The organism is Bacillus sp. EB106-08-02-XG196 (genome assembly GCF_013396335.1).
Classification (GTDB): Bacteria; Bacillota; Bacilli; order Bacillales; family Cytobacillaceae; genus Neobacillus.
Genome location: NZ_JABWSY010000001.1, coordinates 242167 through 254103, shown reverse-complemented (window position 1 = coordinate 254103; position 11937 = coordinate 242167). Strand labels below are relative to the sequence as shown.

At 39.1% G+C, this 11937-nt stretch carries 12 protein-coding genes and 1 riboswitch; all 12 genes read left to right on the top strand.

What is annotated here, in order from left to right; all coding sequences use genetic code 11:
• Window positions 1-63 precede the first annotated feature (63 nt).
• Window positions 64-172, top strand: a riboswitch (SAM riboswitch).
• 163 nt (window positions 173-335) lie between these two features.
• The 12 genes from MLOOGBEN_RS01210 (at window position 336) to MLOOGBEN_RS01155 (ending at window position 11933) form a co-directional block, all read left to right on the top strand.
• The gene (locus MLOOGBEN_RS01210) at window positions 336-1361 is read left to right on the top strand and encodes a methionine ABC transporter ATP-binding protein (protein WP_179156434.1); all 1026 of its coding nucleotides are present in this window, start codon (window positions 336-338) and stop codon (window positions 1359-1361) included.
• On the top strand, window positions 1354-2019 hold the full coding sequence (locus MLOOGBEN_RS01205) for a methionine ABC transporter permease (RefSeq protein WP_179156433.1): 666 nt from the start codon (window positions 1354-1356) through the stop codon (window positions 2017-2019). Before MLOOGBEN_RS01210 ends, MLOOGBEN_RS01205 begins: the two co-directional genes overlap by 8 nt.
• An 18-nt stretch (window positions 2020-2037) precedes the next feature.
• Window positions 2038-2865 (top strand): MetQ/NlpA family ABC transporter substrate-binding protein, encoded by an 828-nt coding sequence (locus MLOOGBEN_RS01200; RefSeq protein ID WP_179156432.1) that lies wholly within the window; start codon window positions 2038-2040, stop codon window positions 2863-2865.
• Window positions 2866-3299: 434 nt separating this feature from the next.
• Window positions 3300-4085, top strand: coding sequence for a Fe-S cluster assembly ATPase SufC (sufC, locus tag MLOOGBEN_RS01195; protein ID WP_179156431.1), 786 nt, complete (start codon window positions 3300-3302; stop codon window positions 4083-4085).
• Between the two features lie 23 nt (window positions 4086-4108).
• Window positions 4109-5419, top strand: coding sequence for a Fe-S cluster assembly protein SufD (gene sufD / locus MLOOGBEN_RS01190; RefSeq protein ID WP_179156430.1), 1311 nt, complete (start codon window positions 4109-4111; stop codon window positions 5417-5419).
• Entirely contained in the window at window positions 5419-6648 is a 1230-nt protein-coding gene (locus MLOOGBEN_RS01185) for a cysteine desulfurase (protein ID WP_179156429.1), read from the top strand. The genes sufD and MLOOGBEN_RS01185 overlap by 1 nt, the downstream gene beginning before the upstream one ends.
• Window positions 6638-7075 (top strand): Fe-S cluster assembly sulfur transfer protein SufU, encoded by a 438-nt coding sequence (sufU, locus tag MLOOGBEN_RS01180; RefSeq protein ID WP_179156428.1) that lies wholly within the window; start codon window positions 6638-6640, stop codon window positions 7073-7075. The genes MLOOGBEN_RS01185 and sufU overlap by 11 nt, the downstream gene beginning before the upstream one ends.
• Window positions 7076-7126: 51 nt before the next feature.
• Window positions 7127-8524 carry a Fe-S cluster assembly protein SufB gene (sufB, locus tag MLOOGBEN_RS01175; RefSeq protein ID WP_179156427.1) on the top strand — a complete coding sequence of 466 codons (1398 nt, stop codon included), beginning with the start codon at window positions 7127-7129 and terminating at the stop codon, window positions 8522-8524.
• A 64-nt stretch (window positions 8525-8588) separates the two neighbouring features.
• Entirely contained in the window at window positions 8589-8849 is a 261-nt protein-coding gene (locus MLOOGBEN_RS01170) for a hypothetical protein (protein WP_179156426.1), read from the top strand.
• A gap of 35 nt (window positions 8850-8884) precedes the next feature.
• Window positions 8885-9730, top strand: coding sequence for a DUF72 domain-containing protein (locus MLOOGBEN_RS01165; RefSeq protein ID WP_179156425.1), 846 nt, complete (start codon window positions 8885-8887; stop codon window positions 9728-9730).
• Between the two features lie 16 nt (window positions 9731-9746).
• Complete coding sequence (locus tag MLOOGBEN_RS01160; protein WP_179156424.1) at window positions 9747-10568, top strand: sulfite exporter TauE/SafE family protein; 822 nt, start codon at window positions 9747-9749, stop codon at window positions 10566-10568.
• 18 nt (window positions 10569-10586) lie between these two features.
• Window positions 10587-11933 (top strand): bifunctional metallophosphatase/5'-nucleotidase, encoded by a 1347-nt coding sequence (locus MLOOGBEN_RS01155; RefSeq protein WP_179156423.1) that lies wholly within the window; start codon window positions 10587-10589, stop codon window positions 11931-11933.
• The last annotated feature ends 4 nt before the right edge of the window (window positions 11934-11937 follow it).

The following is an 11937-nucleotide window of genomic DNA, read 5'->3' as shown; positions in this document are numbered from 1 at the left end:
ACTTTCGTACTAAAATGATTGCTTTAATCCGTGAACGTGTTAATTAAATATAGAATGCTATAGCTCTTATCAAGAGAGGTGGAGGGATGTGCCCGATGAAGCCCGGCAACCGTCAATATTTATATTGAAATGGTGCCAATTCACACAAAGCGATTGCTTTGGAAGATGGGAGAAAGGTCTTTATTTATAATGCCTTTCTGCCCTATGCAGAAAGGCTTTTTAATTTTTTAATATAAGAATGTTTTTCTGAAAACAATCAAACCCTATATTTAAGCGGTACAATCTGGTTAGAGTTTTTGCAATTCATTTTTAATTGGATAAAAGTAGGTGATGGAATGATTTCTATAAAAGATGTCCAAAAAGTGTTCCCTTCTAAACAGGGACAGCTCAAAGCAGTCGATGATGTAAATTTAGAAATAAAAGAAGGAGAAATTTTTGGTGTAATCGGATATAGCGGTGCTGGTAAAAGTACCTTAATACGAATGCTCAATGGGCTAGAGCTTCCAACAGCAGGTTCTGTTACGGTTGCTGGAAGGGTTATATCAAAAATTAAAGGCAGTCAACTCAGAAAAGCACGTCAGGAAATTAGTATGATCTTTCAGCATTTTAATCTGCTTTGGTCAAGGACAGTTAGTGAGAATATCGCATTTCCATTAGAAATTGCTGGAGTAAACGGACCGCAAAGAAAGAAAAAGGTCGCTGAGCTAGTTAAGCTAGTAGGCCTAGAGGGAAGAGAAAATGCGTTTCCATCACAGCTTAGCGGTGGACAAAAGCAACGGGTTGGTATTGCTAGGGCACTTGCCAATAATCCTAAAGTACTGCTTTGTGATGAAGCAACATCAGCTCTTGATCCGCAAACAACAGATTCCATTTTGGAATTGTTAGTAGATATCAATAAACGTCTTGGTTTAACGATTGTCTTAATTACACATGAAATGCATGTCATTCGAAAAATCTGTCACCGGGTTGCGGTGATGGAAAGTGGGAAAATCGTCGAACTCGGTTCTGTTTTGGATGTGTTTAAACATCCGCAGCAGCCAATTACGAAACGATTTGTCCAGCAGGTTACTGAACCTGAAGAAACCAGAGAAACAATTGAACACCTACTTGAACTTTTTCCACAAGGGAAGGTGGTCCAGCTTTCGTTTGTTGGGGAATCAACAGAACAGCCATTAATCACAAATATCGTCCGAGATTATGATGTTATTGTAAATATCCTTCAAGGGAAAATTTCGCACACGCAAAACGGATCATATGGAACATTATTTATCCATTTGGATGGACAAGCGAACGAAATACAGAAAGCCATTGATTATATTCATTCTCAGCAAATCGGAGTGGAGGTGATCAGTAATGGCTGACTTTATGGAAATAGTAAAATGGGAAAATTTATTAGCTGCAACAAGTGAAACCATTTATATGACTTCCATTTCAGTGTTTGCCACATTTGTCTTAGGGTTGCTTCTCGGTCTGCTATTATTTTTAACGGCGGAAGGGAATTTATGGGCGAATCGGACTATAAATGTCATCATTGGAAGCTTTGTAAATATTTTCAGATCCATCCCGTTTATTATCTTAATCATTTTATTAATTCCGTTTACAAAATTTTTGCTTGATACTATCCTCGGTGCCAATGCGGCCCTACCGGCGCTAATTATTGGTGCAGCTCCTTTTTATGCACGTATGGTAGAAATCGCTCTTAGGGAAATCGATAAAGGTGTTATTGAGGCATCACAATCGATGGGTGCAACACATGGTCATCTCATATTTAAAGTCCTAATACCGGAATCATTGCCGGCATTAATTTCAGGGATTACAGTCACAGCTATTTCGCTAGTTGGCTTTACTGCAATGGCCGGGGTCATTGGTGCTGGCGGACTTGGACATTTCGCGTATCTTGAAGGTTTTCAGCGCAACAGACCAATTGTTACGCTAGTTGCAACGGTTGCGATATTAATATTGGTATTTATTATCCAATTTATTGGAGATTATTTTACAAAGAAAACAGATAAACGATAACTGGAGGAGAGTAAGAAGATGAAAAAAATAATTAGTTTTATAGTATTAGCAATTTTAGCAATCGCATTAACAGCTTGCGGTGGTGAAAAAGACGATTCATCAGATTCAGCTGGTAACAAGAAATTAGTTGTTGGTGCATCTGCTGTACCACATGCGGAAGTGCTAGACGCGGCAAAACCCTTATTAAAGGAAAAAGGTATTGATTTAGAAGTACAGGTTTTTCAAGACTATATTCTTCCAAACGTAACGTTAAGAGATAAAGACCTTGATGCAAACTATTTCCAAACACCAGGGTATTTAGCCTTGCAAATGGAGGAAAATAAGGATTTTGATTTTGTAAGTGTTGGTGAAATTCATAAAGAACCTATCGGTATTTATTCTAAAGAATATAAAAGCTTGAAAGACCTTCCAAATGGTGCAAAAATTATTATGAGTGACTCACTAAGTGACCATGGACGAATTTTACCGATTTTTGAAAAAGAAGGTTTAATTAAGCTTAAAGAAGGCGTTGGCGCAAATGCAAGAGTTGAGGATATTGTTGAAAATCCAAAGAATCTTGATTTCTCAACATTAATTGAAGCAAAATTATTAGCTACTTCATTCGAAAGTGGTGAAGGGGATGCAGTGGTTATTAATACGAACTACGCATTAGAAGGCAATGTTGACATCGGAAAGTATGGAATTGCATTTGAAGGTGATGATGTTGTACCTGCAAACCTAGTAGTTGTCCGATCAGAGGATAAAGACCGAGAAGAAATCAAGGCTCTTGTTGAAGTCCTTCGCTCAAAGGAAATCCAAGATTTCATTCTTGAAAAATACCAAGGTGCGGTAACGGTTTCTGAATAAGAAATAATATATAGAAAGTCGGAAAAAGCCAGTTAAGTAGAACTTACTGGCTTTCTTCTATTTTAAAAAATTTAGCTTACATGAAATCAATTAAATAGGTAAAAATAGGTAGGAAATAATAATGAGGAAGTCTTGGCAAAATAGAGATAAATACGTTATGATTTTATTCGTATGTGAATACATAAAGCGGTCACATGTTTTAAAATTCTGAATTTATTATAATACAAACACATCTTGTCTACTTATTCATTCTCAATTGGTTTGTGTTTAGTGAAAATTAATTTCTTTAACTTTTCATAAAAGTTAATACTGTTTATAAGTTGCTAACACATTCGATTTGTTATAAGATTGTAATGAGAATAAAGTGAGAATAGAATTTTGCGGCCGGCGTTATAGGCTACAAGATACAAAATTATCTTTGCGGAGGTATATATATGGCTGGATCAACATTAACGATCAAAGATTTACATGTAGAAATTGATGGAAAAGAAATTTTAAAAGGTGTAAACCTTGAAATAAAAGGTGGAGAAATTCACGCAATCATGGGACCAAATGGTACTGGTAAATCTACTTTATCTTCTGCTATTATGGGTCATCCAAAATATGAAGTAACGAGCGGAAATATTACTCTAGACGATCAAAACGTTCTTGAAATGGAAGTAGACGAGCGAGCTCGTGCTGGCCTATTTTTAGCAATGCAATATCCAAGTGAAATTAACGGGGTTACAAATGCGGATTTCTTACGTTCTGCCCTTAACAGCCGTCTTGGCGAAGGAAATGAAATTTCACTAATGAAATTTATTCGCAAAATGGATAAGCAGATGGAATTCCTTGAAATGGATCTTGATATGGCACAACGCTATTTAAATGAAGGATTTTCAGGTGGAGAGAAGAAGCGTAATGAAATTCTTCAATTAATGATGCTTGAGCCAAAAATCGCCATTTTAGACGAAATTGACTCAGGATTAGATATTGATGCCCTAAAGGTTGTTTCAAAAGGAATCAATCAAATGCGTGGAGAAGAATTTGGCTGTTTAGTTATTACTCACTATCAACGACTTTTAAATTATATCACTCCTGACTATGTGCACGTTATGATGCAGGGACGTATTGTGAAATCAGGCGGACCAGAACTAGCACAACGCTTAGAAGCAGAAGGATATGACTGGATCAAGCAAGAGCTCGGAATCGAAGATGAAACAGTTGGGCAAGAAGCGTAAGAGTTTGCGTTAGGAGGATAATCATGACAACAGAAACGAATTTATCATTTGATAAAGATTTTGTTCGTTCTTTTTCAAAAGAAATGAACGAGCCCGCTTGGATGGAGGAATTTCGTGTAAATGCATTTGAGCTAAGCGAAACCCTTCCAATGCCAAGACCAGATAAAACAAAAATTGATAAGTGGAATTTCACTCAATTTGATAATCATACTGTAAAAAGTGAAGCTTTCACATCACTTGCTGGGCTTCCTGAAGAAGTAAAAGCATTAATAGGTGATGAAGCTGCGGCTAAGAACTTATATATTCAGCGGAATCAAACACCTGCGTATATTTCTTTGTCAGAAGAATTAAAAGCGCAAGGTGTTATTTTCACAGATATCTTTACTGCACTTCGTGAACACAGCGAGCTTGTGCAAAAATACTTGTTAACAGAAGCTGTTAAAACAGACGAACATCGGCTAATTGCCTTCCACGCAGCACTAATTAATGGTGGAGCATTCTTATACATTCCTAAAAATGTTGAAATCAAAGAACCAATCCATTCTATTTATTTACATGATCATGCTGAGGCGAACCTGTTCAATCATGTTATTGTTGTTGCAGACGATAATAGTTCTGTAACCTATGTAGAAAACTATCTGTCAACGCTTGAATCTGCTAATGGCGTTTTTAATATCGTGACGGAAGTGATTGCAAAAGCTGGTGCCAAGGTTCAGTATGGTGCTGTTGATACCCTTGCGAAGGGCGTAACAACATACGTGAATCGTCGCGGAACTGCTGGAAGAGACGCTCGAATTGAGTGGGCGCTTGGCTTAATGAATGAAGGAAATACCATTTCAGAAAATACGACCAACCTTATGGGTGATGGTTCTTATGGAGATACCAAAACAGTTGTTGTCGGACGTGGTGAACAGACCCAAAACTTTACAACAAAGGTTGTTCATTATGGTAAAAACTCAGAAGGCTATATCTTAAAGCATGGTGTCATGAAGGACAGTGCTTCTTCCATTTTTAATGGAATTGGCCATATCCTGCATGGTGCGTCAAAATCGAATGCAGAACAGGAATCACGTGTACTTATGCTTAGCGAAAAAGCACGTGGAGATGCGAACCCGATTCTTCTTATTGATGAAGACGATGTAACTGCAGGTCACGCTGCATCAGTCGGACGTGTCGATCCTGTGCAGCTTTACTACCTAATGAGCCGTGGAATTCCGAAAAAAGAAGCAGAACGTCTGGTTATTCATGGTTTCCTAGCACCGGTAGTTAATCAGCTTCCAATTGAAGGAGTTAAGAAGCAGTTAACTGCTGTAATTGAAAGGAAAGTACGATAATGAATGTCCATGATATTCGTCGTCAATTCCCTATTTTAGATCAAGAAGTAAATGGAAAACCGCTAGTCTATTTGGATAGCTCAGCTACTTCACAAAAGCCAATCCAAGTGATAGAGACTGTGGAGAAATATTATAAAGAAATCAATTCCAATGTCCATCGTGGTGTCCACACGCTCGGAACACGCGCTACGGATGCATACGAAGGGGCACGGGAAAAGGTTCGAAAGTTTATTAATGCGAAATCAACCCAAGAGGTTATTTTTACCCGGGGTACGACAACAGCATTAAATACAGTTGCAGCAAGCTATGCAGCTGAGAACTTAAATGCTGGTGATGAAATTGTCATTACGTACATGGAGCACCACAGCAACATCATTCCTTGGCAGCAAGTGGCAAAGCGGACGGGAGCAGTGTTAAAGTACATCCCGCTTCAAGAAGATGGAACCATTTCACTTGATGATGTTCAAGCAACTGTTACAGCTAATACCCGTGTCGTTTCAGTCATGCAGGTATCCAATGTACTAGGTGTCATTAATCCTGTTAAGGAAATTGCGAGAATTGCCCATGAAAATGGAGCTATTATGGTAGTCGATGGGGCGCAAAGTGCACCCCATATGAAAATAGATGTTCAAGATCTAGATTGTGATTTCTTAGCTTTTTCTGGACATAAGATGTGTGCTCCAACTGGTATCGGAGTTTTATATGGCAAGAAACATTTGTTAGAAAAAATGGAACCGATTGAGTTCGGCGGAGAAATGATTGATTTTGTACATTTACAAGAATCAACATGGAAAGAACTGCCGTGGAAGTTTGAAGCCGGTACACCGATCATTGCAGGTGCAATTGGTCTTGGTGCCGCAATTGATTTTTTAAATGAGATTGGCTTAGATAATATTGAACAACACGAGCATAAGCTTGCAGCGTATGCATTAGAAAAAATGTCTTCTGTTCCTGGAATGACGATTTATGGACCATTAGACGCTGCGAAACGTGCAGGTCTTGTTACCTTTAATATTAGCGATGTACATCCGCATGATGTCGCTACTGTTCTCGACGCTGAAGGCATTGCTGTCCGTGCAGGACATCATTGTGCACAACCGTTGATGAAATGGTTAAAGGCATCTGCAACTGCTCGTGCAAGCTTTTATTTATACAACACAGAAGACGATATTGATAAGCTGGTTGAAGGACTTGTGAAAACAAAGGAGTATTTCAGCGATGTCTTCTAATTTAGATGCACTTTACCGTCAAGTTATTATGGACCATTATAAAAAACCACGTAACCGTGGACTTTTAGAGGATGGCAGTCATACCATCAATATGAACAATCCTACTTGTGGCGACCGAATTCAATTAACCTTTAAGGTTGAAGATGGAATTGTTAAGGATGTACGTTTTGAAGGGGAAGGCTGCTCCATTTCTATGTCATCTGCTTCGATGATGACACAAGCCATAAAAGGGAAAAAAGTGGAGGAAGCTATCCGGCTTTCAAAGATTTTCTCTGATATGATTCAAGGTAAGGATTATGACGAAGATATTGACCTGGGTGACATTGAAGCACTTCAAGGGGTTTCTAAATTTCCTGCTAGAATTAAATGTGCAACGCTTGCGTGGAAGGCAATGGAAAAAGGGTTAACTGAAGAGGAACAACAATAGAACAAACAAGGGAGTTTTCCCTTTTTGTTTATGAAATGGAGGAACAGGTAGATGGCGAAAAAAATGCCGGAAATCGGTGATTATAAATACGGTTTTGCCGATAAGGATGTTTCCATATTTCGATCAAAGCGTGGTTTAACAAGTGACATTGTAAAAGAAATTTCAAAGTTAAAAAACGAACCGCAGTGGATGCTCGATTTCCGCTTGAAGTCACTTGAGCATTTTTATAAAATGCCGATGCCACAATGGGGCGGGGATATGGCTTCATTAAATTTTGACGAAATTACCTATTATGTAAAACCATCTGAGAAATCGGAAAAATCTTGGGATGAAGTTCCTGAAGAGATTAAAGCAACATTTGACAAACTTGGGATTCCTGAAGCAGAGCAAAAGTATCTTGCTGGTGTATCTGCTCAATACGAATCTGAGGTAGTTTACCATAACATGAAGGTAGAACTTGAAGATTTGGGCATCGTTTTTAAAGATACTGATTCTGCTCTAAGAGAGAATGAAGATATCTTCCGTGAGCATTTTGGAAAAACGATTCCTCCGACAGATAACAAGTTTGCTGCACTAAACTCAGCAGTATGGTCAGGTGGATCATTTATTTATGTTCCAAAAGGAGTTAAAGTAGATACTCCGTTACAGGCGTATTTCCGAATTAACTCTGAAAATATGGGACAATTTGAGCGTACGTTAATCATTGTGGATGAAGGCGCACATGTTCATTATGTAGAAGGCTGTACGGCACCTGTTTATACGACGAACTCACTTCATAGTGCAGTCGTTGAGATTGTTATTAAAAAAGATGCATATTGCCGCTATACAACGATTCAAAACTGGGCAAACAATGTTTTCAATCTTGTTACAAAGCGTGCTGTTTGTGAAGCGAATGCGACAATGGAATGGATTGATGGTAACATTGGTTCTAAATTAACGATGAAATATCCTGCTGTTATTCTTAAAGGCGAAGGCGCACGTGGTATGACATTATCCATTGCCATTGCTGGTAAAGGTCAGCACCAGGATGCTGGAGCAAAGATGATTCACTTAGCTCCAAACACTTCTTCTACCATTGTTTCTAAGTCGATTTCTAAACATGGTGGTAAAGTAACCTATCGTGGTGTTGTTCACTTCGGCCGTAAAGCGGATGGTGCACGTGCGAATATCGAATGTGATACATTGATTATGGATAATCAGTCAACTTCTGATACTATTCCATACAATGAAATCTTAAACGACAACATTTCTCTTGAACATGAAGCTAAGGTTTCTAAAGTATCAGAAGAACAGCTCTTCTACTTAATGAGCCGTGGTATTTCACAACAAGAAGCGACTGAAATGATCGTAATGGGCTTCATTGAGCCATTTACAAAAGAGTTACCAATGGAATACGCCGTTGAAATGAATCGTCTCATAAAGTTCGAGATGGAAGGTTCTATCGGTTAATAAGATTTTGGTCCGCTTGCCATATTGGCAGGCGGTTCTTTGCGTTTTCGAGAAATACTGGCGGATGGCGAGAAATACTGGCGGATGGCGAGAAATACTAGCGGATAGCAAGAAATACTGGCGGATGGCGAGAAATACTGGCGGATGGCGAGAAATACTGGCGGATGGCGAGAAATACTGGCGGATAGCAGAAAATACTCGCGGATGGCAAGGAATACTGGCGGATGGCAAGAAATACTTGCGGATAGCAGAAAATACTTGCGGATGGCGAGAAATACTTGCGGATGGCGGGGTATACTCTCGGATAGCGGAAAATCAAAACTAAGGGTATGCTATTATTAGTAGTGGAGGTGATTCAGGTTGATTTATATCGGTGTTACAGGTTGGGGCGATCAAGACAGCTTATATCCGGGTCAAACCTCACCGCGCGATAAGCTAAAAGAATATGCTGGCCATTTTCCGACAGTGGAAGTGGATTCCGCTTTTTACGCCATCCAACCCAAAAGGAATGCAGCAAAATGGGTTACTGATACTCCTGCTTCGTTTCAGTTCATTGTTAAAGCCTACCAAGGTATGACAGGTCATCAACGCGGGGAAATCCCATTTGCAACAAAACAAGAAATGTTTCAAGCCTTTAAAGAATCGCTAGAACCATACATAGAAGAAAATAAATTAGCAATGGTGCTTTTTCAATTTCCGCCGTGGTTTGATTGTAAACGGGAAAATGTTGAATATTTACGATGGTGTAAAGCGCAAATGGGCGATATACCCTGCGCACTTGAGTTCAGGCACCAATCCTGGTTTACACCCCGGTTTCGCCAGCATACGCTTGATTTTATGAAAGAAGAAAAGTGGATACATAGTATTTGTGATGAACCACAATCAGGGGAGGGCTCCATACCAGCGATAGCAGAGGCTATCGATCCAGAAAAACTTCTCATTCGATTTCACGGACGAAACGTTCATGGCTGGCAAAAACGTCAGGATACGGATTGGCGTGAAGTCAGGTACCTTTATCGCTACAATCAACAAGAACTTCAAGAATGGGCAGACATAATCCGGAGATTATCCAATGAATCGCAAAACGTCTATGTTCTATTTAACAATAATTCAGGCGGGGATGCGGCAGATAACGCAAAAGAAATGATTACCCTTTTAGATATAAAATATGAGGACCTTGCTCCTAGACAACTAGATCTATTTTAAATAAAGGAGAAAGAGAATGGAATGGATTGTTTTAATATTAATAGGAATTGCAGGTAGTTCCTTAGGGAGCTTAATTGGATTAGGCGGAGGTATCGTCATTGTTCCTTCCTTACTCTTTTTAGGCTCTCTATCTGCATTTGGTTATATCTCTCCTCAGACAGCTGTGGGTACCTCACTTTTCACCATGATTTTTACCGGGCTTTCTTCCACGTTAGCTTATATGAAACATAAAACGGTAGACTATAAAAGCGGGTTAATCTTTCTGATAGGAAGTGGACCTGGAAGTATTTTGGGAGCATGGGTTACGGAGATATTAAATTTAAAATCATTCAATTTATTTTTTGGCATTTTTATTCTTTTTGTTTCGTGTATTCTATTAGTAAAAGATAAACTAAAACCGATTCCCTACCGTAGAGATAAGGGGATTTTCAGGAGCTTTACGGATAACTCAGGAAAAGTCTTTGAGTACGGCTTTAACCCTGTAATGGGAGTTGCTATTGCATTTATTGTTGGGTTCTTATCAGGGATTCTGGGTGTTGGCGGCGGGTCCTTAATGGTTCCGACCATGATTCTGCTTTTCTTCTTTCCGCCCCATGTAGCAACAGCTACATCCATGTTTATGATCTTACCAACATCCATTCTTAGCTCCATTACCCATATCACGCTTGGAAATGTGGACTGGCTGCTTGCGTTGGCATTAGTTCCAGGAGCATGGATTGGTGCAAAGGTTGGTGTCTATTTAAATATAAAACTAAAAAGCAAAACAATTGTTTTATTATTACGAACCATCTTAATCATCGTTGGCATACGATTAATTTATCAAGGAATTATTGGATAAAAAGGAAGCGAAACATCCATGGAAATGATCCATATCTATCATACAAATGATCTTCACAGCCATTTAAAACGATGGCCGCGAATTCAGAGTTTCTTAACAAGCCGAAGAACACATCATGCAGAAAATGGAGAAGATTTTTTCCTTTTTGACGTTGGTGACTTTATTGATCGCTGGCACCCGCTTTCAGAGGGGACCGAAGGACAGGGGAATATTGAGCTGTTAAATGAGAGTGGCTATAGTGCTGTTACAATTGGTAACAATGAAGGTATCAATTTTCCTTATGAAGTGCTTAATCATCTGTATGATAAAAGTGAATTTGATGTTGTAGTGGCTAATCTCTATGACAAGAATGGTCAGCATCCAACATGGCTGAAACCATATAAAGTTTATCAAACAAAACAGGGAACACGGATTGGTGTAATCGGTTTAACTGCCTATTTTTTGCTTCTATATGACCTGTTAGGCTGGCATTTGACTGAGCCGCTTGAGGAGTTGGGAAAGTGGATACAACCATTAAAGGATCAATCTGATGTCATCATTCTGCTCTCTCATCTTGGCCTTACCCATGATGAAAGAATTGCTATGGAATATCCAGATATAGATGTCATTCTTGGTGGGCATACCCACCATACCCTTCCTGAAGGGAAGCAGGTGGGACAGACCATGCTTGCTGGAGCTGGCAAGCATGGTAGATTTGTCGGCCATGTAACGCTCCAGATAGCTGATAAAAAAATTTGTAGCAAACAGGCAAAATTGTATAATGTAATGGAGCTCCCGGCTATACAAGATGAGAAAGCAATTTCTAAGGAGATTTACCGAAAAGGGAAGAAGCTGTTAAATCAAAAAATTACTAACCTGCCTAAGGAATACATCCATGACCCCTTTCAAGCTACTGAGTTGTCTCAGATTTTATGCCAAGCGTTAAGGGAATGGTGCAATGCGGATTGTGCCTATATTAACGCAGGTCTAATTTTGGGTCCATTATCTGGGAGGGTAACCTCCTATGATTTGCTATCGATTTGTCCTCATCCGATCAATCCCTGTAAAATTCAACTTACAGGCAGGGAATTAAGAGAAGTATTATTGGAAACAAAGTCCGATGAGTGGGCTGGGCGGCAAGTTATAGGGCTTGGCTTTAGAGGGACAGTAATGGGGGCAAGTGTTTACGATCGGATTACCTTTAAAGAAAATCACATAATTAATATAAATGGCAATGAACTGGATCTAGAAAAGACCTACTCTCTTGCGGTTCCAGATATGTTTACCTTTGGGCATTTTTTTAAAAACGTTTTTCCAAATAAAGAAAAAGAATACTTCCTTCCTGAGTTTTTGCGGGATTTATTAAAATGGAAATTGCAGTCCTAGTTTG